General features: G+C 48.7%; 25 protein-coding genes and 2 pseudogenes. 11 read left to right on the forward strand and 16 right to left on the reverse strand.

Annotated elements, in window-relative coordinates:
- Positions 1-21 precede the first annotated feature (21 nt).
- The 4 genes from MKQ70_RS16025 to MKQ70_RS16040 are packed head-to-tail and all read right to left on the reverse strand — an operon-like array spanning position 22 to position 1632.
- Entirely contained in the window at positions 22-213 is a 192-nt protein-coding gene (locus tag MKQ70_RS16025; protein WP_248072458.1) for a helix-turn-helix domain-containing protein, read from the reverse strand.
- Complete coding sequence (locus MKQ70_RS16030; protein ID WP_248072459.1) at positions 210-629, reverse strand: hypothetical protein; 420 nt, start codon at positions 627-629, stop codon at positions 210-212. Before MKQ70_RS16030 ends, MKQ70_RS16025 begins: the two co-directional genes overlap by 4 nt.
- Positions 623-940 carry a hypothetical protein gene (locus MKQ70_RS16035; protein WP_248072460.1) on the reverse strand — a complete coding sequence of 106 codons (318 nt, stop codon included), beginning with the start codon at positions 938-940 and terminating at the stop codon, positions 623-625. Before MKQ70_RS16035 ends, MKQ70_RS16030 begins: the two co-directional genes overlap by 7 nt.
- 41 nt (positions 941-981) lie before the next feature.
- Positions 982-1632 (reverse strand): Crp/Fnr family transcriptional regulator, encoded by a 651-nt coding sequence (locus tag MKQ70_RS16040; protein WP_248072461.1) that lies wholly within the window; start codon positions 1630-1632, stop codon positions 982-984.
- A 57-nt stretch (positions 1633-1689) separates the two neighbouring features.
- On the opposite strand from MKQ70_RS16040, the gene MKQ70_RS16045 reads away from it, so the two are divergent.
- The 3 genes from MKQ70_RS16045 (at position 1690) to MKQ70_RS16055 (ending at position 3336) form a co-directional block, all read left to right on the forward strand.
- Positions 1690-2316 carry a chloramphenicol acetyltransferase gene (locus tag MKQ70_RS16045; protein ID WP_248072462.1) on the forward strand — a complete coding sequence of 209 codons (627 nt, stop codon included), beginning with the start codon at positions 1690-1692 and terminating at the stop codon, positions 2314-2316.
- 70 nt (positions 2317-2386) lie between these two features.
- On the forward strand, positions 2387-3055 hold the full coding sequence (locus MKQ70_RS16050; protein ID WP_248072463.1) for a hypothetical protein: 669 nt from the start codon (positions 2387-2389) through the stop codon (positions 3053-3055).
- A gap of 14 nt (positions 3056-3069) precedes the next feature.
- Positions 3070-3336 (forward strand): hypothetical protein, encoded by a 267-nt coding sequence (locus MKQ70_RS16055; protein ID WP_248072464.1) that lies wholly within the window; start codon positions 3070-3072, stop codon positions 3334-3336.
- A 290-nt stretch (positions 3337-3626) separates the two neighbouring features.
- Here MKQ70_RS16055 and MKQ70_RS16060 read toward each other — a convergent pair whose 3' ends face one another.
- Entirely contained in the window at positions 3627-4250 is a 624-nt protein-coding gene (locus MKQ70_RS16060) for a hypothetical protein (protein WP_248072465.1), read from the reverse strand.
- A gap of 418 nt (positions 4251-4668) precedes the next feature.
- Here MKQ70_RS16060 and MKQ70_RS16065 point away from each other — a divergent pair, with 418 nt between their 5' ends.
- Positions 4669-4857 (forward strand): hypothetical protein, encoded by a 189-nt coding sequence (locus tag MKQ70_RS16065; RefSeq protein WP_248072466.1) that lies wholly within the window; start codon positions 4669-4671, stop codon positions 4855-4857.
- A gap of 215 nt (positions 4858-5072) precedes the next feature.
- Here the strand turns inward: MKQ70_RS16065 and MKQ70_RS16070 are convergent, their stop codons facing one another.
- From MKQ70_RS16070 to MKQ70_RS16100, 8 genes and pseudogenes are all read right to left on the reverse strand, one after another.
- Entirely contained in the window at positions 5073-5444 is a 372-nt protein-coding gene (locus tag MKQ70_RS16070) for an Lrp/AsnC family transcriptional regulator (protein WP_248072467.1), read from the reverse strand.
- Positions 5445-6081: 637 nt separating this feature from the next.
- Entirely contained in the window at positions 6082-6420 is a 339-nt protein-coding gene (locus MKQ70_RS38615) for a DUF5013 domain-containing protein (protein ID WP_282456555.1), read from the reverse strand.
- Complete coding sequence (locus MKQ70_RS16075; RefSeq protein ID WP_282456556.1) at positions 6377-7258, reverse strand: DUF4998 domain-containing protein; 882 nt, start codon at positions 7256-7258, stop codon at positions 6377-6379. The genes MKQ70_RS38615 and MKQ70_RS16075 overlap by 44 nt, the downstream gene beginning before the upstream one ends.
- A gap of 5 nt (positions 7259-7263) precedes the next feature.
- Positions 7264-8442, reverse strand: coding sequence for a DUF5000 domain-containing lipoprotein (locus MKQ70_RS16080; protein ID WP_248072468.1), 1179 nt, complete (start codon positions 8440-8442; stop codon positions 7264-7266).
- A gap of 23 nt (positions 8443-8465) precedes the next feature.
- Positions 8466-8732: a RagB/SusD family nutrient uptake outer membrane protein gene (locus tag MKQ70_RS38620; protein WP_282457368.1), complete on the reverse strand. Its 267-nt coding sequence runs from the start codon at positions 8730-8732 to the stop codon at positions 8466-8468.
- 28 nt (positions 8733-8760) lie between these two features.
- Positions 8761-10356 carry a RagB/SusD family nutrient uptake outer membrane protein gene (locus MKQ70_RS16085; protein WP_282456557.1) on the reverse strand — a complete coding sequence of 532 codons (1596 nt, stop codon included), beginning with the start codon at positions 10354-10356 and terminating at the stop codon, positions 8761-8763.
- A gap of 10 nt (positions 10357-10366) precedes the next feature.
- Positions 10367-13509: pseudogene (locus MKQ70_RS42295) on the reverse strand (SusC/RagA family TonB-linked outer membrane protein).
- A gap of 316 nt (positions 13510-13825) precedes the next feature.
- Positions 13826-14170 (reverse strand): L-rhamnose mutarotase, encoded by a 345-nt coding sequence (locus tag MKQ70_RS16100; protein ID WP_248072471.1) that lies wholly within the window; start codon positions 14168-14170, stop codon positions 13826-13828.
- Positions 14171-14909: 739 nt separating this feature from the next.
- On the opposite strand from MKQ70_RS16100, the gene MKQ70_RS16105 reads away from it, so the two are divergent.
- The 7 genes and pseudogenes from MKQ70_RS16105 to MKQ70_RS16135 all read left to right on the forward strand — a co-directional run bounded on the left by MKQ70_RS16105 (position 14910) and on the right by MKQ70_RS16135 (position 22445).
- Positions 14910-15392 carry a helix-turn-helix domain-containing protein gene (locus MKQ70_RS16105; RefSeq protein ID WP_248072472.1) on the forward strand — a complete coding sequence of 161 codons (483 nt, stop codon included), beginning with the start codon at positions 14910-14912 and terminating at the stop codon, positions 15390-15392.
- Between the two features lie 178 nt (positions 15393-15570).
- Complete coding sequence (locus MKQ70_RS16110) at positions 15571-16377, forward strand: SDR family NAD(P)-dependent oxidoreductase (RefSeq protein WP_248072473.1); 807 nt, start codon at positions 15571-15573, stop codon at positions 16375-16377.
- 18 nt (positions 16378-16395) lie between these two features.
- Positions 16396-17568, forward strand: a complete 1173-nt coding sequence (locus MKQ70_RS16115) for a zinc-dependent alcohol dehydrogenase (protein WP_248072474.1) — start codon at positions 16396-16398, stop codon at positions 17566-17568.
- Positions 17569-17903: 335 nt separating this feature from the next.
- Positions 17904-18116, forward strand: coding sequence for a hypothetical protein (locus MKQ70_RS16120; protein WP_248072475.1), 213 nt, complete (start codon positions 17904-17906; stop codon positions 18114-18116).
- 67 nt (positions 18117-18183) lie between these two features.
- Positions 18184-19239, forward strand: a complete 1056-nt coding sequence (locus MKQ70_RS16125; RefSeq protein ID WP_248072476.1) for an HlyD family secretion protein — start codon at positions 18184-18186, stop codon at positions 19237-19239.
- A 93-nt stretch (positions 19240-19332) separates the two neighbouring features.
- The gene (locus MKQ70_RS16130; RefSeq protein ID WP_248072477.1) at positions 19333-21573 is read left to right on the forward strand and encodes a peptidase domain-containing ABC transporter; all 2241 of its coding nucleotides are present in this window, start codon (positions 19333-19335) and stop codon (positions 21571-21573) included.
- 171 nt (positions 21574-21744) lie between these two features.
- Positions 21745-22445: pseudogene (locus MKQ70_RS16135) on the forward strand (VIT1/CCC1 transporter family protein).
- A 92-nt stretch (positions 22446-22537) separates the two neighbouring features.
- Here the strand turns inward: MKQ70_RS16135 and MKQ70_RS16140 are convergent.
- The 3 genes from MKQ70_RS16140 to MKQ70_RS16150 form a co-directional block, all read right to left on the reverse strand.
- A complete protein-coding gene (locus tag MKQ70_RS16140; RefSeq protein WP_248072478.1) occupies positions 22538-22978 on the reverse strand; it encodes a YkgJ family cysteine cluster protein in 441 nt (146 codons plus the stop codon).
- Positions 22979-22983: 5 nt separating this feature from the next.
- The gene (locus MKQ70_RS16145; protein WP_248072479.1) at positions 22984-23184 is read right to left on the reverse strand and encodes a hypothetical protein; all 201 of its coding nucleotides are present in this window, start codon (positions 23182-23184) and stop codon (positions 22984-22986) included.
- 581 nt (positions 23185-23765) lie between these two features.
- On the reverse strand, positions 23766-24977 hold the full coding sequence (locus MKQ70_RS16150; protein WP_248072480.1) for a DUF4998 domain-containing protein: 1212 nt from the start codon (positions 24975-24977) through the stop codon (positions 23766-23768).
- Positions 24978-24982: the final 5 nt, after the last annotated feature.

The raw sequence follows: 24982 nt of genomic DNA on the forward strand, positions 1-24982 counted from the left end.
ACAAAGTGATCCTTATAAAAATCAAATATTGACAAGCGACCCCGTGCGGGCAGTTTCCCGGAAAAGCAACGGGGTATTGCTGGCATACTGCCGGAAGTATTTATTGAAGTGCGATGGATATTCAAAGCCCGGGGCGTAAGCGATTTCGGCCACATCCCAGTCGGTATTGAGCAACAGTACCTTGGCCTCCGCGATAATCCGTTCGTGGATCATTTCGCGGGTTGTTTTTCCCGTGCCTTTTTGATGACGGCGTTCAGGTAGTTCACATGTACGTTCAACCGGGCCGCATAATCGGCCGGCGTCATCATTTTCAAGGGGCTCTCCGGCGAATCGACGGGGAACTGCTGGTCCATCAGGTGAAAGAACTTTGTTACCAGCCGGTCCGATCCCTGGTAATGCTTTTCTTCCAGGGGCCCGCGCAGCCGGATACCATCATGGATCAACGCGAACAGCAGGTTGCGGATCATATCGTATTTATGCGGATAGTCACTGGCCATCAGTTCTTCCATCTCCAGAAAATACCTGGAAAATCTTTCTACCCCCGCTTCGTCCAGCAGAAATACAGATTCGAGCGTATCGTTGAACAACGGACTTTCATAACGGATTTCCTGGCGAAGACCGTTCAGCAAAAACGCATCATTAAAAATGCAACTGAACCCCGACTGCTCTTCCGACAATGCCGGAACTCCACCGGCAGCGAGGGGCAGGAAAATATAATGGCGGGTTGCTCGATCACCACCTGCCTTTTGCTGGTACTATGCACCATTTGCCCTACACCGAGGCATATCTTATAGTAGTCGCGGCGGTTATACGGCGTTTTGCGGGGAATGTACGTGCGGCGGCGCACATTGAAGTGGCTGTTGCCTGCAAGCAGGTCGGCCGGCACGGGGTGGCCTACGCGTTCGTAGTACTGGCGGATGGTTTCAGTCTGTATCTGCATCTCCCTTATATATTTCAAAGCAAAGGTAAGGAAGATTCACCTTAATCCCCGAACCGCCGCAGCAGGGCGTCCAGTTCGTTGCGGGTAAGATCCAGCTGGAGCCCGTCTACTGCAATGACCTTTTTCGCCCGCAGTTGTTGCAGGGTACGATTAAAGCTGCGAACGGTGATGCCGAGATAGGCCGCCATATCCTGCTTGGAAAAAAATACCTGTTGCGCTTCCTGTAACATAAGAAAGCGAAGCAGCCCGTACTCCAGCGGGTACACCTGCTGATAAGATGTGCGGACGCAGGTTTGCACGAGCCGCGTAGCCAATTCGCCCATCACCAGCCGGTTCAGGCTGGCATCACTGGCCAGCAGCGCGTTGAAGTCCGAATGGGGCATCGTCCAGGCGGTAACGGGAGTAATGGCTTCAATAGTGCAAATGCAGGGAGCGTTTCGGATCGCTTCCAGCTCACCAGTAATTTCACCGGGGCCTAGAAATTCGAAGATATAGTCCTTCCCGTTATCCTCCCGCATGTAACACTTGGTGATGCCTTCGCGGATCACATACACCTGCTGAATGCCGGCGCCCTGCCGCACGATGGCCTCGCCGGGCGACCAGGAGCGGCTCAGGAGGCGGTGGCCGGGTAATTGCGCCATATAGGCGGAGAAATCGGGATTGGTACGTAACATAATGCCTGGGTGGGACAAATGTCCCGTTTTTCGTTGTACTGCGGCCTAGTTTTGCCGCACATTAAAGGTAAAACAATGAAACAATTACTGGATATCGACAACTGGGCACGTAAAGAGCACTTCCATTTTTTCAGGCAATTTGAAGAGCCCTTTTTCGGCGTATGCGCCGATGTGGACTGCACCGGCGCCTATCAACGGGCGCAGGGTGGCCAGGGTTCCTTTTTCCTGACCTACCTGCATGCCACCCTGAAGGCGGCCAACGCCATTGAGCCTTTCCGTTACCGGATCAACGACGGGCAGGTATGGGTATACGATGTGGTGCATGCTTCGCCCACGATCAACCGGCCGGACGGCAGTTTCGGCTTTGCTTATATCGACTACCACGAAGACTTCGGCCTGTTCGAGGAAGCCGGCAACCGGGAAATCCACCGCGTACGCGGCAGCAAAGGGCTGGCCCCTGCTGTTTCCGGCGAAAACGTGTTGCATTGCAGCGCACTGCCCTGGCTGAGCTTTACGGGGCTGTCGCACGCCCGGGCCTTTTCCTTTGCAGACAGCTGCCCAAAGATATCCTTCGGGAAGATAAAAGACCAGCAGGGCCGTAAAATGATGCCCGTATCGGTACATGTGCACCATGCCCTGATGGACGGGTACCACGTAGGATTATTCTATGAGCGGTTAACCGCCTTACTAACTAATCCTTGACTATTTCTGCGGATTTGCCTAATCTTGCCCCTGTTTTGGCCTCAAATAGCGGTCAAAGGCAAAAACCAACATGGCAGATACCCTTAAACATAAAATACAGTCGGCACAACCGGGGCTTGTTTTTTACAGTCTGACCCCACCGAAAATCACTACAGAGGCCACTAAAATAGTTACCATCGCGGAAGCGCAGGTAGGCAGGCTGCAACACCTCGCGATCGACGGTTTGATTTTGTACGACATCCAGGACGAATCCATGCGTACCGATAAGGAGCGCCCGTTTTCGTTCATCCCTACCCTGGCGCCGGAGCATTACGGCCGCATTTCGCTGGCAGACCTGCCGGCGCCGAAGATCATCTATAAAAGCATTGCGAACCAAACGCGCGAGTCTTTCGGGAACTGGTTGCAGCAGAACGAAGACCTGGAGTACATGGTGTTTGTAGGCGCCTCGTCGAAGCAACAGGTGGAGAGCACGAACTTTTCGCTGGCCGATGCCTATCAGCTGCGTAAGGACAGGCACCCGGATTTACTGCTCGGCGGCGTTACCATCCCGGAGCGGCATACGAAGAAAGGTGATGAACACCGGCGCATCTTTGACAAGATGAAGAACGGCTGCAGCTTTTTGTGTCGCAGTGTGTATACAACATTAACGATACCAAAAACCTGTTATCGGACTACCATTACGAAAACGAGGGCGCACTCGCGCCGCTCATATTCACCCTTACCCCCTGCGGTTCCCTGAAAACCCTGCAGTTCATGGAATGGCTGGGCATTGAAGTGCCGAAGTGGCTGTACAACGACCTGAAAAACTCGAAAGATATACTCGAGGCGTCGGTGCAGACTTCCATCAATATCGCAAAAGAGATCATGGAGTATGCGGGCGCAAAAGGAATCCCGGTGGGATTCAATATTGAAAGCATCTCTATCAAAAAAGAAGAAATCAATGCGGCGCAGGAGATACTGGAGCAAGTATTGAAGATGGTGAAGCCTGAATCGGTCCGATTAAAAACACCGGCATATTAATAGCGAAGGCCCGCAGCACTGCTTGCGGGCTTTTTTATTTAACCGGACAGGTTAAAAAATAACACCAATCCTAAAGGGCGGCCGAAGACCGGGACTAGCGGCTCCCCTCTGTATATAAAATAGAAAGACAACGCCCTACCTATTTTAACCAATATGTCAAAGAACTAACTTCAGTACGTTCAGGAATCTTTTCGTGAACGTACATCCTGCTCCAACACAGCCTTTACATCATCTTCCGACGGTAATGCCAGCTTGTAGTTGGATGCGATTTAATCATCCGGTCTTTTTCCTTACACTGGATGATGCCGATGGTCGTCAGCGATGTTATCGCTAACGACCATCGCGTTAACGGCGGGTGGATACATCACACTTTCACCTTCCATCACCATTTCCCTTACCGTTTCATTGCCGGGCAGATCTTTCACCGAAACAACCACACGACAGCCATCCAACTGCTTCTTACCAGGCACAAACAACCACCGCTCATCGTCTTCCTGTACCGCCGCGCCCTTCTCCACCAGTTCACCGTTGCGGCTGTACAAACGCACCGTTACCATGGCCACTTTGAAATTATCCGTAGCCATTACGACGATACCGCTGTCGCCGATCTCCACACCATGGATCACGGGCGCTTGCAGAAAGTCGGCGATGGCCAGGTTGTGTACGTTCAGTGAGCCATGGAGGCCTGCCTTATAAGTAGCATGCAACAAAGCCGATTTCCGCACTTTTGCTGACCATAACGCACCACCCCGGAAGTTCGCTTTCGTGCGCTCCTGGGCATCCGTGCCCCTGCCGGGACGCTTGCGCGGAGCCTTCGCAATAATCTGTTTGCCATAGCGGTAATACACAACGACCTGCTTACCGAACTGGCCGCTGGCACCACTGGAGATGGCGTTAAAACCTTGCTGGATCATAAGCGATGTTTTATACAAAGATGGGGGTCAAATTTGCGTTTGCCCGTATCATTTTGTCGCAAAAAGAGTCAATTTATCGCAAAGATGCGGGGCGAAAATGCGCTTCGCCATATCACTTTCGGTTGAAAAAGTCATTTTGTGTCAACGTGGAAAGTTGTACGATCGGGTAACGGGATATGGGTAGATTGGATGGTTCAGTGGTGGTTGGGTGATGGTTGGGTGAAGGTCCGTGGAGGTCTGTCAATGACGCTTATGAAAGTATGCGCCGGACGGAACAGCAAGCTGAAATGTTTGCCGGCACTCGTTAAAGCGTACTTTAAGATAAAGGTTCTTTCATCACAATACCCTAAATTTATGCTATAAGATTTCCCGGCAACACCTGCGTAAACGGGACATCATTCTAAATTCCTGACAGCATATGACAGACAAACGTACATCTCCGCATATATTAAGCACCTCTACCAACCTGTTGGGCTTTTGCTTATTCGTCATCACGGCCCTGCATGTTACCAATAAAGCAGCTATCACCTACATCGATGAGGCAGCATCCGGCACGGCACTTTTCCTGGCCATATCATCCCTGCTCTCTTTTTCTCGATCCGGCTAAGCGGCACGCGCTGGGAAAGTAAGCTGGAACTGATCGCCGATTACTTGTTCATCACCGCGCTGATCGCGATCATCGTGCTGATCGCATTTATTATGCTCAATTACATTTAACCCACGTGTAGTAGCGTTTATTAAATCGGATACGCCGTATCACTCTTCGCCTCCGACAACACAAAGAAACTCTGCACCGTCGTAATATCCGGCAACGTTGCCAGCTTACGATACAGTATGTGATAAGTCCATATCTGTTGTCGCTATTCGTAAAATAAAATCGAAGGTACCCGTCATCTGGAAACACTCCATCACTTCAGGAAACTTCACTACTTCCTCCTCAAACCGGCTCAGCGTAGCCGCCGAGTGATCCTTCAGCAGCACATGGCTAAAGGCGATCAGGCCCTTGTTAATCTTCTTCCGGTCAACGATGGCGACAATACGTTTAATATACCCCTGTTCTTTCAGTCGCCGGACCCGTTCGTGAATGGTGGCTACCGACTTATGAAGTTTGAAGGAAATCTCCTTATTGGTTAGTTCAGCATCCTGTTGCAGCAACCGGAGAATCGCTATGTCTGTTTGATCTATGTCTTGCATTGTTAGTATGGTTTAAACTGGCATCCGGAAGATATTCGGGACTACTCCCCCACATGGCAGCCAGCATCGTAAAAAAGATAACATTTTGGCGAATTGACCGAATATTTTACGGTTTATTGGCCGACACTGTGGAATTTAAAAATCATTATTGAACTTAGTATGGAAATAATACGGCAGCAATTTAGCATATTTTCTACATCAGTCTGTTACCGCCGCAGTAAAAAAATAAAGACCAAAAACCAGCCATGATTCGCGGAGTTTCTGTAACCGGAGGCTCCGTTTTTATTAATGCATTCATACACCAAAACTTTTTGAAACTTGTAACTGAAAGCATGCCCGGGATCTCCCGGGGCTTTTTTGAAAAAAAAAATGCCGCCTTCCCGTAAAAGAAGACGGCATTTTTGATCAATGACTTACACCCCTATCCTGACACTGCTGCTAATGCTGCATGAAAACCACAAACATAGACATGTATGCGGAGTCAATATACGATTACAAATTGTCAACCAAATAGTGCCTATAGCACTAATTGAGCATTTAACAGGCGTAAAAACTGCAGACCGCAAAGCGATCAGAACAGATCGCCAGTTGCGGCCAGCGTTGTACCACCGATACTAGTCAGCGATACTATAAAGTTTTATTCCTTTACTCTTAAATTCTGGTTACCCGATACCATGTTCGCCACTACCCCCATCGACACCACAGTTTCTGCTGTAAGCGTAAAATTTGCATCAAGCGTTTTGTTGTTCAGGCTACCGTTGGTAAACTTCCCAAAACCAAGGCTTTGTTCGTATGCAGCAGCATCAGGGATAGTCGTACCAGCTGCGGCAACCAGGTAGGTTGCCGGGAGATCGTAGGCAATACTTTCTACCGACGCCTGCAGCTTGTACTTACCGGCGGGCAATGTTACCGTCTGGTAAATTTTACCGTTGTTAATGGCTGGCGTACCCCAGTATTCGAAAGCCAGTGGTACCATAACCGGGATAATTATCGAAACCGCCCTGCCCGCTGATATTCTTTGCAGCGGCGTTGGTCGTCCAATCGGCAAGGGTACCAAAACGACCATTGGCCATTACCGCAGCGTTAAAAGGAAAACCTGCATTTTTCAGGTACAGCGAAGTAATGTCCGCCGTTACGCCTTTTTGCTGCCAGGCAGTGTAAAACGTATCTATGGAAGCGGAATCCGGCAGGTATAATGTTCTGTATTCAAAGCGGGAACCAGTTTTATAGTCGGCCAGCAAAGAAGTATCGCTGATAGCATTTATTATTCGTTTAATTTGCGCGCCGGCGTTATTGGTATATCGCAATTCTGTAAACAATGCCTCCTGGTCTGCACTATACCAGCTGATTTCGGCATTTCCGCTTTTTATTTCCGCCGTTTTCACCAGCCGGTTTAAGAGCCCTGCCTGGTAAGTATCGCCGAATACCTCACCAGACCGCATTACCGTCACAGAGGCGTTGCCATCCGCATCATAGGAAATAATCTCAAAATTATAGTTTCCCTCTACCAGGTTATTGATGTACAGTTTAATGGTATCCACACCTGTTGTGCGCTTAACGACTACAGCGGTGGAATCTCTGCGATTATTCCAGTAAACTTTTGCATTGCTCACTTTCGGGTCCGCTATGTACAACCATTGCAGCAAAACCCTGTTCTTACCAGGGAACACTTTTACGGAATCGGCCTTTCCGGTATATAACTTCTCCCGTCCGTCGGTGAATTTGTCGCGATAGTCATCCATCTTAGTGCAGGCAGAGAACAATGCCACGGCAGTGAAAAAGAGGAATAAAATCCTGTTATTGTTTGGCTTCATGTGTATTATTTATCGTTGCCATAAAAAGTCATTTCAGAAATATGAGCAGCCTGCCCGCCTTTGCCAATCCAGGTATCCAGTACTTTTACGCGGATGTACCGTACTTTCGGCGCGGTGAGCGGAATGTTGAACTCCTCGCCCCGTGCTGCAGCTTCCACGTCCTCTGTAGTGTTCATCCCCGTTGGCTGGCCCGAAGGCTTCACGGAAGTACACTCCACCAGCTTTTCCCAGTTGTTCCAGCTGCCGTCGGACGGTGGGTTTACAGAACCCCATACTTCATAATGCCGCGGATTACCGTGATTGTAGATCCACACACCCCGGCGCTGCCACAATACAAAACGACTTAACTTGGCCGTTACGCCCAGGTCGAAACTAACATGCATGGGCATGGCGCCATCTGCAGAATGCCACATTTCTCCTTCGGCGGCTATTTTGCCGTTCCACAAGTTCGGTATGGGGAGCCCCCAGCCTACAGCAATATCCGTCGGCAGCACTACCGCGCGGAACTTCGATTTGTCAAGTTCTTTTTCGAAAATGGGCGTCATGGTCTGAAACACCGTATCCGTGCGGTTATCCCACCTGTCTCTTAAGTAAACCGCAAACTCAGTTTGTTCGGACGGAAAACCCCGCGAAGTAAAATTCCCTTCTTTCTGTTTGGAGTAAAAGGTTTCATACAGCACAAACGCTCCTGTAGAATCTTTGTAACAAACGACTACCGCCAGATCGGCTTCCGAAGGGTTATTGTAATGGATATTTACGCCCCCGAAATCTTCTTTGAGCTGCACGGTTTTAAAAGCATCATACACGGGCGGCGTATTCGCCTTTACTTCAATCTCCGATGCCGCAGACTTGTTTTCGCTGCGATTAACCGCATATAGCTTCATTTTATACTTTGCCGTATCTGCGAAGCCCTCCACCGTTATTGAATTAGTGTAGTAAGAAGCCTTTACTGATACCTCTTTCCCGTATTTGTTCGTATAAACAGCCTGTACATACAGCAGGTCCTTATCTGCAGGAAGGGAATACGTCATTTTTACCGCGCCGGGCAGACTTTCGTACGTCACGTTACTCACAGGGGCAGGACTGCCGCCAGCGGATTCCAGCGGTTTAAGCTGTTCGCGTTCGCAGCCAAAAAAAGCTGCTGCCAATAGCGCCCAGGACGTCATTTTTATATATCGTTTCATACAAATCTTTTTTGAAGTAATTGTTACCAGCCAATGTTTTGTACGAGATTGGGATTAACGATCAGGTCGTATTCCCGTATGGGCCAGAAGTAATCTCTCGGTGCCACAAACCGCTGGTTGAACAGCAACTTTTTACGGTAGTATGCGGTGGCGTCCGACTGCTCTATATCCCAGCCATAAATGGGCGCATTCATCACCTCCGCTGCTTTTTTCCAGCGCCGCAGGTCCCAGAAGCGGCTACCCTCAAACGCCAGCTCTATAGCTCTTTCCGTGTGAATAATCGAACGCAGCCCTTCTTTAGTGGTGTATTTGGTGGGATTACTGGAATAGGAAGACCCGGGATTCCTCTACCGATTTCAACCCGGCGCGTTTCCTCACCTCGTTAATATAAAAATAGGCGTCGGCAGATGGTCCGGCGCTTTCATTAAGCGCCTCAGCATATAGCAAATAGAGGTCCGCCAGGCGGATAACCGGCCACGCGTATTGCTCCAGGGAGTACGATTGTCCGTCCTGTATCACGAATTTCCAGTTGGCCAATTTTTTAGGAAAATAACCCGTAATTGAGTAGCCGAAGGCCGCTTTGCGCGACTGCAGCTGTCCTGATTTCGCCTGTACTTTCCAGGTGCCATTCTGCATGTACCACAAACCACCATCGAAGGCTATATTGGCATAAAACCGCGGTTCCCTGTTAAAATGCAGGCCAATAGTGGTATACCCTTCCTGCACATAGTTCTTTTCCGCAGCGGTCGCCGTTCTCAATGCATAGCGGTCACCGAAGTTCCAGGTAACATCTTCGCTGATGGGCACTCCTTTGTCGCTATAGAATATCTCGGCCATTTTCATGGTAGGGGCAATCTGGCCGTACGTTTGCTCATTACCCGGTCTTGCCGCGTCCAAACGCGGTAACGCCTGCTGCTGAATACCCGATCCGCCCATTGTGCCGCCCCAGATGATCTCACTGTTCCATCTTTCTGAAACACTGTTACGGATGCTCATTTCGCGCCGTATAGAGTCGTTTACATTCACAAGTATGTTATCGAACGTGTAGAGACGTATATTGGCCCTGTTACAGGCTTCGATGGCCGCCTGGCAAGCTACGGCTGCACGCATCCATTTCTGGCTGCTGGCCGTGGTTGGAAACAAAGTATTATTCTGCTTGTCTTTTAATGCAGAAAAATCAGCATCGCCATTGTAGAGGGGGCTTGCGGCAGTCACCAGCACTTTTGCCTTCAGCGCCAGTGCAATCGGTTTGGTAATCCGGCCCAGTTCGGAAGCGCGGTTCTGGATCTCCAATGGCAAGCCTTCTGCCGCCACATCCAGCAGGTTCACCATATAATTCACCACCGAGTCAACATGCTGGCGGCGCACCCTCACCTGTTCTGTAGTGGCATCTATCGGAAGATTTACATCAATTACCGGGATGGGGCCGTACATTCTGAACAGGTAAAAATGGTAATACGCCTTCAGGAATTTCACCTCACTGATCCAACGCTCTTTCATAGAGGGATCCAGGTCTATCACCTTATCAACATTATCCAGGAATATATTACACTCGCGGATGCCCCGGAAAAGGGGCTTGCCAGACACCGCACCATCCCAGAAATTTAACTTTGGATCCACCTTTCCCTGGTTGCCTCTTGCAATGTTCTGGGGTTCTACGGGCAAACGACTCAGGTTGGTGATCGGCCAGTACGTCCACATTTCGTCACCACCCAGCATCGCCGGGTTTTCATAAATATCATTGTCCTGTGGCAGGAACGAATAGCAGGTAAAGAGGTACTTTTCCGCCTCATTCCTGTTCGCGAATGCGTTTTCTATCGTTGCCACGTTGTCCGGTACAATATCGAGGTAGTCGTTTTTACACGAGGCCACCGCGCCAGCCAATATCAAAGCAAATACTATATTTCTGATCATTTCTTTAAGTTTAGAAGCCCAACAATATGCCCGCGTTAAACACTTTCTGTATGGGATATCCCAGGCCGTTTCCACCCATCTCCACATCCCAGAGTTTAAATGCACTGAAAGTGAGCATATTCACACCGCTTACATAAAGCCTGGCGGAATTGATGCGCGCGCGGGAAGCCAGTTTTTTTGGCAAAGAGTACCCTAATTCGATATTCTTCATCCTCAGGAAAGCGCCATTTCTCATAAACCAGGTATTCCACTGCGTATTATTGGAAATGATCGTCGTGCTAAGTCTCGGCCATAACGCATACAGATCGTTATTGTCTTCCGACCAGTGATTATCCGCGTATGCTTTCAACAGCGCATTCTGGTTCACGAACGGCGAAGTAGCATTCGCATCGATCCAGAAAGACGATCGGGCCGATCCCTGGAAAAACATGGAAAAGTCGAACCCTTTATATCCCGTGGAAAAACCAAAACCATAGATGATTTCGGGTACCGTAGGATAACCGATGGGAACAATGTCGAGGTCCGTGATCTGTCCGTCGCCGTTCACGTCGCGGTACTTCAGGTCGCCGGCCATATATTCGCCGTAGTTCTGGCGGGGAGAGTTGGCGACCTCGTGCTCATCAACGAACAAACGTTCTGCAACAAAACCGTAAATCTGGTTAATAGAACGACCGATCCTGGATTTGTAGGCTTCGTTATACTCGGGCTCCTCGTATCTTGTAAATTTGCTTTTTGCATAGGTAAAGTTGCCATTGGCCTGCAGCCATACGCCGGATGAAAAATTGCGGCTGTAGCTGGCCTGTATTTCCACCCCGTTCGATACCGCCTGGCCAAGATTCGCCCGCACATCCGCCGAAAGCCCCATAGAGGAAGGGATAAAAGAACGGCTCATCAGGATATTATCCCTGTCTTGCGAAAAGTAGTCTACGTTTAACGTGAAGTCATTGTATAATCCCAGCTCCATACCCACGGTCAGTGATTTGGCGCGTTCCCAGGTGATATCTTCGTTGTTATAGCGTGTTACGGTAATACCAGGCCGGTTGTAATTGAAGTTCTCGCCGAACGTATAACCTCTGCCAACGTCGTTCATGTTCACCTCCGACAAATAAAAGAACCGGTCGTCTGCACTGCCGATCGCATCGTTACCTACAAGACCATAGGTAGCCTTAAACTTCAACTTGCTGATCGACTTGCGCAGGGGCTTCCAGAAATCTTCATTGGAGATAAAATACCCTACACCCGCGGCGGGGAAAAAGCCGTACCGTTCCGATTTATAAAAGCGTTCCGACCCATTATAACCAAAGTTGAATTCAGCCAGGTAACGATCATCGTAACCGTAGGTGAAACGGCCGGATACGCCCTGGTTCCTGTAAGGCAGCGATTTCTGTAATGACCCCTGGTTGGCGAACAACTGGTTGCGGCGCATATACACGAGCAAACCGGTAACGTCATGCAGTTTATTGATCTTGGCTGCGTAGTTAACAGCTCCCTCCAGGTAGGCCGTCGTATTAATTTCTTTAAGTCCTTCAGAATAATTCAGATATTCCGTAGCCGAATTCTCATTAAGCAGTTTTAAAGTGTAGGTATTCCCCTGCTTGTCGTAATACCCCGGCGCATAAAAGAAAGGATTGTACGCACGGTTAACATCAAAATAGGAATAACGGGAAGTATTGAACAGGATGCGCGCAGACAGTCCCTTTGCCAGGAACGCAAGGTCCTGTTTAGCTTCAACCTGTGCGTTCATGTTAGACCGGGCATAATCTTTATAGCCCTTCACCATATCTGCATAAGGATTGATCAGGAGGTTGCCATCTGCGTTACCAAACAACGGATGTTTTACCCGTGGCATAATTTCGGAGGGATATACTGCAGGAAACAGCACCGGATTAGCACGCATAATTTTTGCATAAACACCGCTCCCCCGTCGATCGGACCGCGATAGTCATCGAAGGTACCCGTCAGCCGGACAATTACTTCTGTAGACTTCGTCATATTGATGTTCACATTGGAGCGCAGCTGGTAGGTTTTGAGCTTGATATTACTGTTAAAGTTGTTTAATTTCTCTACCTGCAGAATGCCATTATCCTGGTTATAAGTACCCGCGATGTAATAACGCGCCACCTTGCCACCGCCGCTGGCATTGAAGTTCAGACGCTGGTTGGTGGTACTTTTCTTCAGCAGCTGTTCCATCCAGTCATTAGCAGGGTAGATGTACGGATTGGTGCCCGCAATCGTATTATCGATTTTATTCTGCGAGTATGGCAGTACCCCCAGGCGGTTACGCGTGAGCACCGCTTCATTTTCCAATCTCATGTAGGTGATCGGATCTGCCAGTTGTACATTTTTAGTATTGGAAGAGGTGCTGTTCTCGAACCGCACAGATATATTTACCGGTCCTTCTTTACCGGACTTTGTGGTTACCAGGATAACACCATTAGCGCCTCTTGCGCCATATAGTGCCGTCGCGGTGGCATCGCGCATAATGGAGAAGCTGGCAATATCATCCGGCTGCATGCGGGCGAGGTCGGTCGCAGATACTTCCACACCATCCATCATAATCAATGGATCTTTCTTATACCCGAAAGTGGTGACCCCACGTATGAAAAACGAGGCATTGTCCTGCCCCGGCTCCCCGGTGCGCTGATAGGCAATTACCCCTGCCAACCGGCCCGCCAGCGCTGTCGTCAGGTTACTGGAGGGCACTTTTAAATCTTTCGGATCAATAGTAGTGATAGCACTTACCATGCTCGACTTCTTCTGCCGTCCAAAGGCTACGATGGCCACCTCGTCCAGCTCATTCGCCGAAACCGCCAGCCGCACCACGACTGGTGTACCTTTTTTAACCGTCAATATTTTTGACACGTACCCCACCATCGAAAACTGCAGTGCAACGGACTCTCTCGAAATGTCCAATTCAAAAAAGCCCTCGGCATTGGAACTTAAACCCTGCAAAGTTCCTACAATGGCAATCGTTACGTTCGGCAGCTTTTCACCGGTGGTGCTGTCTACCACCGTACCCGTGATTTTTGGCGAAGCCTGCGAATGCGCTTTCTGCGTCCAAAGGCAAATCAGCATCATGATAAAACAAGGGAATAAATTCCGAGGCGGCCTCAAAAAAGGCCATAAGGGATTTGATAAACGCATTTGTAGCATTTTTGCAATAAGTGATAGATAGGACACCGGTGGAAGGGCTGGTGACCATTAGTACATTACATAAAAGAAGGAAATACTGAATAGTGCCTTACAAGCAAAGGCATATGAAGGATATCTTCATAAAAGTGGAATTTAGTTTTAGTTGACCTGAACTGCCCGCCGGATATGTATTTCCGGCAGCATACATCAAAAGTACGGACGTATTTTCTTACCCGAAAGTATGATTAAGACTTTATTTTACCTAAATCCGACTATGCGAAATAGTGAAGTGATTACATATGCAACAATGATCCAGTTGCTTTATTAATGTATGCGATTATTTCATTTCATTTAACTGAAAAATCCTGTTCATCAGCACCCATTTCTGCCCTTCGCCGGCCCACGGAAGCGGCTGCTGAAACTTCCACATTAAGCGCTCCCATTCCTGTACCTTTGGATTTATAGCATCCATATCGGACTTGCGTTCAAAAGAAAAACTTTCTTCAGTTTCCATAATCATGAACAAACGATTCCCGGTACGATAAATTTCCATATTCTCGATACCGGCTTCTGATATACTCTTACGCACTTCGGGCCAGCCATTTTCCTTGTGCCATATTTCATATTCTTCGATTAACGCAGGATCGTCTACAAGATCAAGCGCCAGTGTGTACCTTTTCATAAGTTAATGCTGACGTGGATTTAGATGAAGAATGTTTGGATGCAATCTGCGGTATAGCAGAATAGAATTAAATGTCAGTTACAGCGCTTCCGCCGGACGAATCAAAAGTAACGTCAACAGCCTACTTTAACCACTATAAATAAGACTTTGTTTTGCGCAAATCCGACCTACCGGGATCAGCTCGATATTATGCCGCTTCTTTACGATCTTGTTCGTAACGCGTCAAATATCCAAATAAGACTTTATTTTATCTGAATCCGACTTCCTCTTTTAAAAAATGCCGTAGACCTCACCTATCGCTACAACTGAGTCGGGATATTCATTAATTTTATACGCATGAGTAGAAGACTTTTAAAGCATGCTTTCTCCTTGCTCCACGTAGACCATGTTCAACTTAATACAAAATGGAATTACAGGAACGTCGTTAGTCCGTACTACCGGATGTACTATATTGATGAAGGAGAAGGATGGATATCAAATGCGCAGGATCAATTACTCCCGGAGGCCGGTTTCATCTACCTCATTCCCAGTTTCACAGTATGCAACCTCAGTTGCACCGCTCACTTAGGACAATATTTCATCCAGTTCTTTGAAGAGGCGCCGGACGGCATATCTTTATTCTATAATAACAGGTCGCTGATGAAAATACCGGCGTCAGACATCGACATCGCAAATTTCAAACGCTTACTGCATATTAACCCGGGACGCGGAATTAACAGATCGGACAACCCTAAGGTATATGAAAAAGATGTGTACTACAGAGAATACCGGGGAGCTCAACAATCTACAGAACGATGCTGCGTACCTGGAAACACAGGGAATTCTGTTCCAGTTGCTTTCAAGATTTGTAGGCAGCGAAAAAGATGTTCTTCCCGATAAGCAGGTCATTCCCTCCAAGGTGCTGGATACCATTGCATACATTCAGATCAATTTAAAACAGCCGTTAACCATCACACAACTAGCAGCAAGGGTAAATCAAAACCAGGACTATTTCTCGCGTCAATTCCTTCAATATACAGGGATGCGACCGCTAAGCTATGTGCATGAAAAAAGAATAGAAAGAGCGCAATACCTTATCGCGACCAGTAGCGCTCCGTACCTGGATATTGCAGAAGAAGTAGGATTTGAAAGCCTGCCGCATTTCTCGAAAGTATTTAAAAAAGTGACCGGCATGACGCCTGCCCAATACCGCCAGCAACACCGGTCGGTCAATACAATTTAACCTGAGGAAACGCTGCAATAAAGTACCCAAAAGCTGCGCCCGTTCTACATTCCAGCATCCGAACTCAGCACGATACACACCGTTGCCCTTTGTAGAATTATCTGCCCGCAATAACCCGCTTCCTCCTATAGATCCGCAAAGGCACAATTCTGGCACCCTTTATCCTAAACAATAAATCATGAAAACCCAAAACAACTACGCGGTAATCACCGGCGCCACCAGCGGTATCGGCTATGAACTGGCGAAACTTTTCGCCGAAGACGGCTATAACCTGGTGATCGTTGGCCGCAGAGAAGACACACTTAATACCACGGCAGCACAGCTGCGCAGTTATGGCATTGATGTAAAAATTATTGTTAAAGACCTGTTTGATCCGCAAAATGCTACGGATGTGTACGAGCAGGTACGGCAAAGCGGCATTGAAGTAGGTGTACTGGTGAATGATGCCGGGCAGGGCCTGTATGGCGAATTCACCGAAACCGACATCAACAGGGAGTTAGCGATCATTAACCTGAACATTGCCAGCCTGGTGATTTTAACGAAACACTTTCTGAAGGATATGGTAACACGGGGCGAAGGTAAAATCCTCAATCTCTCGTCCATTGCCAGTAAAGCCCCCGGTCCTTACCAGTCGGTTTACCACGGCACGAAGGCGTTTGTACAATCGTTTACGGAAGCCATCAACAACGAAGTGCGGGAAACCGGCGTCACCATCACTGCACTCCTGCCAGGTGCAACCGATACGGACTTCTTCAACAAAGCAAACATGAATGAAGCTAAAATTGTACAGGAGGGCAAACTGGACGATGCCGCCAAAGTAGCGAAAGACGGTTACGAAGCGTTGATGAAAGGCGACGACATGGTGGTATCCGGCTTCAAAAACAAAGTAAATGTAGCCATGAGCAATGTGCTGCCCGACAGCGTGGCAGCGAACAACATGCGCAAACAGCAGGAGCCTGTTAATAACGATTCATCCAAACAATAATCTCAAAACGTTACAATTATGAAAGCAGCAGTGATACACGGCGCAGGAAAAATTACCTGCGATACGGTAGACGACCCGATCCTGCAAAACGACCGGGATATTATTCTGAAAGTAACAGCGACGGCGATATGCGGTTCCGACCTGCACATTTACTCTGGTGGCATTCCGCAGCCCCGGCCCATGGTGCTCGGTCATGAGTTCATGGGCATTGTGGAAGAAACCGGCAAAGCGGTCACCAATTTGAAGAAAGGCGACCGTGTAGTGGTGCCCTTCCCCATCGCCTGCGGACATTGTTTTTTCTGCGACCATCATTTACCGGGACATTGTGAAAACTCCAACCCGGAACACTACGGTCCCGAAGGTGGACTGATGACGGAGAAAGGTGGTGCACTGTTCGGCTATACAGATCTCTACGGCGGTTATGATGGCGGACAGGCACAATATGTAAGGGTGCCTTACGCTGATTACGGCCCGCGCAAAGTGCCGGACAATCTCACCGATGAACAGGTGCTGTTTTTAACCGACATTTTTCCAACCGGTTATACCGGTGTGGACTGGGCAGACATCCGCGGCGGAGAAACGGTAGCAATATTCGGAGCGGGGCCGGTGGGCATCATGGCAGCCAAAAGCGCCTGGCTTCGCGGCGCTGGCCGCGTGATCGTGGTAGACACGCTGCAATACCGGCTCGACAAAGCCCGCCTGGCAGCAGGCGCTGAAACCATCCTTTGGGAAGATGATGGTAAAAACGTGATTGAACAGATAAGGGCTGTTACACATGGCCGCGGGGCAGACGCCTGCATCGATGCAGTAGGCTTCGAGCCCGACCGTAACATACTGGAAAAGGCAAAAGCACTGGTAAATATGGAAAAAGGTTCCGTTAAAGTGCTGGAGGCCTGCATGAGCGCGGTACGCCGCGGCGGTACCGTATCGGTATTGGGTGTGTACCCTACCATGTATGATAACTTTCCCATCGGTCAGTTCTTCGATAAAGGCATTATTCTCAAAGGCGGCCAGGCGCCGGCGCAAAAGCATATAGACAAATTGCTGGACTATGTGGTACAAGGCAAAGTAGTGTTGGACGATATTATCACGCACCGCCTGCCGCTGACTAAAATTGCGGACGGCTACAGCATGTTCCAGAAAAAAGAAGACGGCTGCGTAAAAGTGGTATTGGACCCGTGGGCAGTTTAATACTTACATATGGGGAGGCGGCACTTGTCCCGCTTCCCCTTTTCATACAATCGTTGACGTGATTGACGACGACCAGGGTAAAGAATGGAAAAAGATGCACAACTAATCACGCAACAAAAATGTTTTCCATAATAAAGCTCATTGTGGCACGCTTTTGATACCGAGGATAAGTTTACCCAATTTTTCTCCCCGCTACTCGTAATAGTAATTTTTCAAAACCCGCAATCCATAAAGCTTTCAGCCTCGTAACTTATTACAGAACCGGTTCAGGGATAACTGCTGAAAACCCTAAAAGAGAGTAGGCACAGATTGTTTAATCCAGTAAAATTTTAACCATGAACTTACAACAACTCAGCCTTCAGGAAATGAAGGAAATCAATGGTGGCCTGTTAGGCCTGTTTGGCGGTAACGATTCCTCGAATATGCTCAAAGGTATGCTGGAAGGCTACGTAAGCATCACTACCACCGATGAAGACGGTGACACCAATAGCACTAAACTGAATTTCGGCCTGGGATCAATTTTTGATTCGATTTCACGCGAAGACTAATTTCATCTGAACTTGCAAGGGGGATAACATTGTTGTCCCCCTTCCTTTTGTTGTAATGCAAACGTGTATGTCCGCTACAGACAAGATATTTCCATTCGACGTTGTGAACACCTCCATAGAAAAGCACTTACAGCAATATGAACCCCGCAGCCGTGTGTTATACCTCTTATTGCTGACGGTTTTCCTCGTGGCTTTCGTATTACTGTTTATGCTGAAGGTGGATGTAACGGTACGCAGTACCGGGTTGCTTCGCCCCGAACAGGAGCGTACCGAAATCCGCAGCCTGGTTGCCGGCACTGTGGATTCGCTGTTTATTCGCGAAAACCAACATGTAACGATCGGGCAACCCATGCTAACACTCGCCGCCAGTGCGGTAAAAGATAAAAACCTTTCTTTGGGCACACAATTGCAGGAACTGCAGCAACAACAACATGACTTGCAGGTATTAACGGCAGGACGACAGAACGGTCTGCAGTCGGGGATGTACAGGCAGGAATGGCTGCTATACCGGCAAAAACTCGCCGAATCGGCCACACGTTTAGCCACCGCGCGCAAAAACTACGAACGATTTAATTCACTGTACAAGGACCGGGTGATATCGGCAGCGGAGTTCGAGCGTTACGATTATGAATACAAGGCGGTAAAAGACGAGGCAGCGCTTGTAAAGGCACAGCAGCAAACGAAATGGCAGGCAGACCTTACTGCAATAGATATACAGCTGCGCGAATTACAGGCGCGGCAAACTTTATATGTAGAACAGGAAGGACAATACACCGTTCGCGCGGCAGCAAACGGATACGTACAACAATTGAAAGGCATTCAGCCCGGAAGTTCCGTCGTGGCCGGCGAGTTGCTGGGTGAGGTGAGTCCCGATTCGGGGCTGGTCGCCGACGTATACGTATTACCGAAAGACATTGGTTACATCCGTGAAGGATCGCTGGTGCGGATGCAGGTAGATGCGTACGATTATAATTTGTGGGGCATGGCACAGGGCCGCGTGGCAGACATTTCAAAAGATGTGATGATCCAGGACGGACAGCCTTTGTTCCGCGTGCGGTGCGCGATAGACAATCCCGTGATGGCACTGAAGAATGGTTATAAAGGATATTTGAAAAAGGCATGACCGTACAGGCGCGGTTCCTCATAACGCGGCGCACGCTGTTCCAGCTGCTGTACGACCAGGCCGATGATTGGCTGAACCCAAATGTTGTAAAAGATGCAGGTTGATAAAAACCGTTTGTGGACATGGTTGCGCGGCCGGCCTTCGGCGCGCAGGTACATCATAAAACAGCACGACATAACAGATTGCGGCGCCGCCTGCATTGCTTCGCTGGCAGGCTGGTTTGGGCTGCAATTACCGATCGCACGCATCCGGCAATACGCCGCTACCGATAAAAAAGGCACATCGCTGCTGGGACTCGTTGAAGCCGCCACTCAATTAGGTTTTTCGGCAAAGGCCGTCCGCGCGCCCCTGGAAAGCGTCGGCGAGCTGCCCTGCCCGGCCATCCTACACGTGGTCATCGATAAAAAACTTCAGCATTACGTGGTTTTATACGGCAGCACGCCTGAAGGCGTCCGCATCATGGATCCCGCTAAAGGCACGCTGGAAACCATGTCAAAAGCCAAAATCGGCGAAATGTGGACAGGCGTAGCGCTGTTGCTGGCGCCTGCTGCGGATTTTCAGCCAGGAAACGAAAAAGTATCGGTAACAGAAAGGTTCATGGCCCTTCTGCAACCGCATAAAGGCATGCTGGTACAGATTGTACTAGGCGCTATGGTATACACCGTGCTGGGACTTTGCACCTCCATTTACCTGCAAAAAATAATCGACTATGTATTGCCGGATGGCAACCGCAACCTGCTCAACCTGATGAGCATCCTGATGATTTTTATAGTACTCGCACAGATATTTATTAACTATACCAAAACGATACTTACCATTAAAACCGGCCAGCAGATCGATGCACGCCTGATCCTGGGCTATTACAAACACCTGCTGAAACTGCCACAGTCCTTTTTCGACAGCATGCGCGTGGGCGAAATCATTTCGCGCATGAACGATGCCGTGAAAATCCGGATGTTCGTAAACGATGTGCTGATTAATCTCGCCGTAAACATTTTCATCTTATTCTTTTCCTTCGCACTCATGTTCACCGCCTACTGGAAACTTGCGCTGATCATGCTGACCGTAGTGCCTTTGTATGGCGTGGCTTATTATATATCCAACAAGTTAAACCGGCGTACGCAACGAAAATTAATGGAAAATACCGCGGAGCTGGAGGCCCAGCTCGTTGAATCGGTGCAGGCCATCGGCACGATTAAACGATTCGGACTGGAAGATTATGCAAATGTGAAAACGGAAGGAAAGTTTGTAAAGTTGTTGCACAGTGTATACAGATCGGGCAGCAACGCACTGCTCACGGGCAGCGGCACATCTATTATTTCAGGTTTGTTTACGATCGTACTGCTATGGGTAGGTTCCAGCTTTGTACTCGACAACTCGCTTACAGCTGGCGAGCTGTTATCATTTTACGCATTGATGGGCTATTTTACCGGTCCGGTTGTAAGTCTTATCGGTATGAATAAAGTGATGCAGGATGCGCTTATTGCAGCAGACCGGCTGTTCGAAATCATGGACCTGGATACTGAAACGCCGCCGAACACCACCGTGCTCACCCGCGATATGATGGGCGACATTGAACTGCGGGGCGTCCATTTCCGCTATGGGACACGTGTAACGGTATTCGACGGGCTCGACCTGCAGATTCCCCGTGGAAAGATTACTGCTATTGTAGGCGAAAGCGGCTCCGGGAAAACTACCCTGCTGTCACTTTTGCAAAACATCTACCCTTTGCAGGCCGGCAACATCACCATTAATGGCCTTGACCTGAAATACGTCGACATCAACAGTCTTCGCACGCTCGTAAGCGTTGTGCCGCAAAAGATCGACCTATTCGCGGGAACAGTTATGGAAACACATCGCCATCGGCGATTATACACCCGATGTAAAAAGGTAGTAGCCATTTGCCGCAAACTGGGCATTCTGAATTTTATTGAAAGTTTGCCCAACGGGTTCGACGCCTGGCTCGGTGAAAACGGTGCCAACCTATCGGGCGGACAACGGCAACGCACGGCCATTGCGCGGGCGCTGTACCGGGATCCGGAAGTGCTGATCCTGGACGAAGCTACTTCATCGCTGGACTCCCTGTCGGAAGTAAGCATCCAGGAAGCGGTAGCGGAATTGCGCGAAGCCGGGAAAACCGTGTTAATTATCGCACACCGTTTAAGTACCGTCATGAACGCGGATAAGATCGTTGTCATGCACCAGGGCAAAATACTGGAAGAAGGATTGCATGATGAATTACTAACGCTGGACGGTGCATACGCACGTATGTGGGAACAACAGTTTCCGGCGATGCGGAAAAAGGTGACAAGGAAGCGAAAAAGTGCGGAATAGCTTGTTACCAAGCTTTTCCAGCCCCGTATTTGCTGATCCGGCAAAAAAACAGACCTTAGCCCATGCTGCAACTCAACAGCGATCGTCCCATGCGCATTACCCATATCGTATTGCCTGTGGAGTAATAGCAAGATAAACTACGCCTTATTACGAATCTCGAAATAACATGCCATGATAACAATAGACAATTATCTGGATAGTCATTACATTCACCGCAGCAATTGGCTGAGAGCCGCAGTGCTGGGCGCCAACGACGGTATTATATCCATATCGAGCCTTGCTATAGGCGTTGCCACTGCGGGCACCATGAGAGCCCCTATCATCCTGACAACTGTCGCAGGGCTTGTGGCGGGGGCTTTATCAATGGCTGCCGGAGAATATGTTTCAGTAAGTTCCCAAACCGATATTGAAAAAGCAGATATTGAAAGGGAGAAAAAGAACTTGCAGAAATGCCCGACGAAGAATTGAATATGTTGGCACAGATCTATGAAAAACGCGGACTAAAAAAGGAAACGGCGATGCAGGTAGCCATTGAACTAACTGAAAAGGACGCGCTTGGCACACACGTACGGGATGAGCTGGGCATTAACGAAATCAGCCAGGCCCATCCTATTCAGGCAGCTTTGGCTTCCGGTGCGTCATTTACGGTCGGCGGCATCCTGCCCCTTTTAGTCGTTCTGTTTTCACCCGTCAAAGGTATGGAGTACTGGCTCTATGGATTTACCATCATTTTCCTGATGATACTGGGCGCCATCTCGGCAAAAACAGGTGGATCAAATATGGGGAAAGCAATTATCCGCATCACTATCTGGGGAACGATTGCCATGGTACTTTCTGCCCTGGTAGGTTATTCTTTTGGTGTTAAGATGTAATGAATAAAAAAAAGGCGACATGAATGCCGCCCTTGTGGTTAATACCTAATGATGAACGTGCTGCCTATTGGCAGCGTTTCTACTACATACAATCAGACAATATCCAACTCCCTGAGAAGAATTCCGGCCATACGTCCGGACTCTTCCTTCAGTGCATCTTCAATTGCCGAATGCAATGCTTCTATATCCGGGCTTAACACCTGCGTTTTACCAACGCCGGAGCCTACCATTAATTTCTGATCACAGAACACTGCGGCCGAGTTCATGAGATGTTTGCGACATGCTATGGGCCTTACCGGGTAAATGAGACAATTTTCGCCTTTTAAAAACACACAGGCGGAATGCGTTTGAGATAGGGGCCGATCTACTTTGCTTAAGGAAAGCTGCGCTTCCAAATATCCGGCATCAATCCCTATCGCATTCACCGCCATGTACTCCTTGATGAGCTGGGCTTCGGTTGAAGTTATATCTATATCCATGTGGCAACAAAAACTGCAGCCCTTTTTGCAGGTGACCGCCACATCCTTTATCAATTCCTCTATAAAGCCATCGATAAGGAAAAAGCTTTCAGCATGGCATCACGCCTGTCACTTTCCCACAACTCCGGGAACATTTTTCTATAAGCCTTTATCACCAGCCTTAATTCAGCGACAATTTCCCCTAGGGTATCGGCCTGTGCATTTTGCTGTAAATATAAATTGAGGTTCGAGCTGAACGCTATGTCGTTTTTCTGATTCAATAGTGAATGTTTACAGAATGAAAATCCAAATAAAGAACAGGGCTTTCTTTATCATGGAAATAATACATATAGAGGGATTCCCCTACCAATCGGGCAGTTACGTGGCCAATTAATGACGTTGAAATGCAACTATGGTAATAGGACTAATCTGCCGATTCCATCTCTCGACATCACTGATAGGCTATGGTATTTCAGAAATTGAATCTTCCAACTGTCATTGTTTACTTCTCGTTGGACCTTGTGATTGAATAGTACGGCGTGCCAGGCTGCACAGGTAAAAAAATATTGCGGGAAACAGCATAAGCTCTATTAACGAGAGGAGCTACGCCTTATACTCAAATATCCCGTAAAACTACGGCATTTATTTAACTATCATAATTAAAGTTTCTCCCGGTTGTTTTCTCTTTTCTAATGAGTATGATGAATATTGAAGAAATCTACCGGTTTTTATGCAGCTGATGTTTTACAATCTGGCTGACAATTCGCTGCGGACAGACAATAAATCATATTTCAACTACCTACTTAAAAAAAGGGGCCGTCTCAAAAAGAGACAGCCCCCATATCAACCTAAATAAAACTATTTATTTCCTCCAAAACGATATCTCACTCAAATTACTATAGAACCCATCGTTACTGGCCACTCGTATCACTCTCACCCGGATATATCGTACCGCCGGCAACCCATCATCAAACGCCACTTTATACGGTGCGACCCCATTATCAGGCCGCGTCACCGATTTCAGTAATTTCCAGCCCTTAGCGGTAGCTTCAGCCGACCAGCCGGTATCATTGCCCGGCAACGTCGTTACCGCTCCCGTAAGGTCATTAATACCCCAGATCTCGAACTGTACCGGGTTATGATATCCCACACGTCCCGTTACTTCCATTTCTGCAAGACCAGCATACGATGCGCCCATATCGAACGTAAAGTGATGGGGCAATGCCCTGTCGCCGTTACTGTGCCAGATGTTCGGGTAATCCTGCGGGCCTACGGAGCCGTCCCACAGCCTGTTAACATCCGTATTGCTGCCATAGGGATTGGCATCGTTGGGCAAACGGGTGATCGAGAACAGGCTCTTATCCACCGGCGCCAGGATGTTCGTCAGTGAATCCTCCCCTTTCGTTACGCTGAACGTATCGATAGCATTAGCCACCGGGATGTACGACGAACGATAGTAGATTTTTGTGCCGGACTTGTAACCATCCAGCACAATATCACCGGAAGCAGCGGGCAACAAGGAAAACCGTGTAGAACCGTCGGTATGCGTGTAACGGATGCGCGTACCGGTATTGATCGTATCGGCTTCCTCGAAGAATAAACGGATACCGTTGTTCACCAGCTCGTAAGGTTTACTCGACACGATGAAGCGGTTCGTAAGGCCCTGGCGGTAGTTATCGCCATATACCTTGATGTTACCGGCTTCCATGGGAACAGAGCGGTTGCCCTTTTCGTCGTAAGCATAAATAGTAAAGGAGTACGTGTATTCCACCAGGTTAGGCACCAATACTTCAATCGTGTCGCCTTTTGTATGTCCGGCAGTAGACACTTCTACAGAATCGCGGCCGTTGTTCCAGAACACCCGGTATTTCGCAACCGACGGGTCAGGACCGGGCTTCCAGCTTAAACGCACGCGGTAGTTGCCCGGGGCCGTGTGTAAACTGCCCGGCAGCCCGGGATAAATGATCTCTTTACCGTTGAGGTAATCGCGGTATTTATCGGCGTCCTTGTCACAGGCATACAGCAACAGGCCGCACCCAAGCACCATCAACAACCTTGTTATATTAAGTTTCATGTGTT

Source organism: Chitinophaga sedimenti, assembly GCF_023156195.1.
GTDB classification, from domain to species: Bacteria; Bacteroidota; Bacteroidia; order Chitinophagales; family Chitinophagaceae; genus Chitinophaga; species Chitinophaga sedimenti.

Excerpts from the sequence above, each read along its gene's own strand:
- MKQ70_RS16025 (WP_248072458.1), bottom strand. The coding sequence starts at position 213 with ATGATCCACGAACGGATTATCGCGGAGGCCAAGGTACTGTTGCTCAAT.
- MKQ70_RS16035 (WP_248072460.1), bottom strand. The coding sequence starts at position 940 with ATGCAGATACAGACTGAAACCATCCGCCAGTACTACGAACGCGTAGGC.
- MKQ70_RS16045 (WP_248072462.1), top strand. The coding sequence starts at position 1,690 with ATGAAACAATTACTGGATATCGACAACTGGGCACGTAAAGAGCACTTC.
- MKQ70_RS16050 (WP_248072463.1), top strand. The coding sequence starts at position 2,387 with ATGGCAGATACCCTTAAACATAAAATACAGTCGGCACAACCGGGGCTT.
- MKQ70_RS16055 (WP_248072464.1), top strand. The coding sequence starts at position 3,070 with ATGGAATGGCTGGGCATTGAAGTGCCGAAGTGGCTGTACAACGACCTG.
- MKQ70_RS16060 (WP_248072465.1), bottom strand. The coding sequence starts at position 4,250 with ATGATCCAGCAAGGTTTTAACGCCATCTCCAGTGGTGCCAGCGGCCAG.
- MKQ70_RS16065 (WP_248072466.1), top strand. The coding sequence starts at position 4,669 with ATGACAGACAAACGTACATCTCCGCATATATTAAGCACCTCTACCAAC.
- MKQ70_RS16070 (WP_248072467.1), bottom strand. The coding sequence starts at position 5,444 with ATGCAAGACATAGATCAAACAGACATAGCGATTCTCCGGTTGCTGCAA.
- MKQ70_RS38615 (WP_282456555.1), bottom strand. The coding sequence starts at position 6,420 with ATGGTACCACTGGCTTTCGAATACTGGGGTACGCCAGCCATTAACAAC.
- MKQ70_RS16075 (WP_282456556.1), bottom strand. The coding sequence starts at position 7,258 with ATGAAGCCAAACAATAACAGGATTTTATTCCTCTTTTTCACTGCCGTG.
- MKQ70_RS16080 (WP_248072468.1), bottom strand. The coding sequence starts at position 8,442 with ATGAAACGATATATAAAAATGACGTCCTGGGCGCTATTGGCAGCAGCT.
- MKQ70_RS16085 (WP_282456557.1), bottom strand. The coding sequence starts at position 10,356 with ATGATCAGAAATATAGTATTTGCTTTGATATTGGCTGGCGCGGTGGCC.
- MKQ70_RS16100 (WP_248072471.1), bottom strand. The coding sequence starts at position 14,170 with ATGAAAAGGTACACACTGGCGCTTGATCTTGTAGACGATCCTGCGTTA.
- MKQ70_RS16105 (WP_248072472.1), top strand. The coding sequence starts at position 14,910 with ATGAAAAAGATGTGTACTACAGAGAATACCGGGGAGCTCAACAATCTA.
- MKQ70_RS16110 (WP_248072473.1), top strand. The coding sequence starts at position 15,571 with ATGAAAACCCAAAACAACTACGCGGTAATCACCGGCGCCACCAGCGGT.
- MKQ70_RS16115 (WP_248072474.1), top strand. The coding sequence starts at position 16,396 with ATGAAAGCAGCAGTGATACACGGCGCAGGAAAAATTACCTGCGATACG.
- MKQ70_RS16120 (WP_248072475.1), top strand. The coding sequence starts at position 17,904 with ATGAACTTACAACAACTCAGCCTTCAGGAAATGAAGGAAATCAATGGT.
- MKQ70_RS16125 (WP_248072476.1), top strand. The coding sequence starts at position 18,184 with ATGTCCGCTACAGACAAGATATTTCCATTCGACGTTGTGAACACCTCC.
- MKQ70_RS16130 (WP_248072477.1), top strand. The coding sequence starts at position 19,333 with ATGCAGGTTGATAAAAACCGTTTGTGGACATGGTTGCGCGGCCGGCCT.
- MKQ70_RS16150 (WP_248072480.1), bottom strand. The coding sequence starts at position 24,977 with ATGAAACTTAATATAACAAGGTTGTTGATGGTGCTTGGGTGCGGCCTG.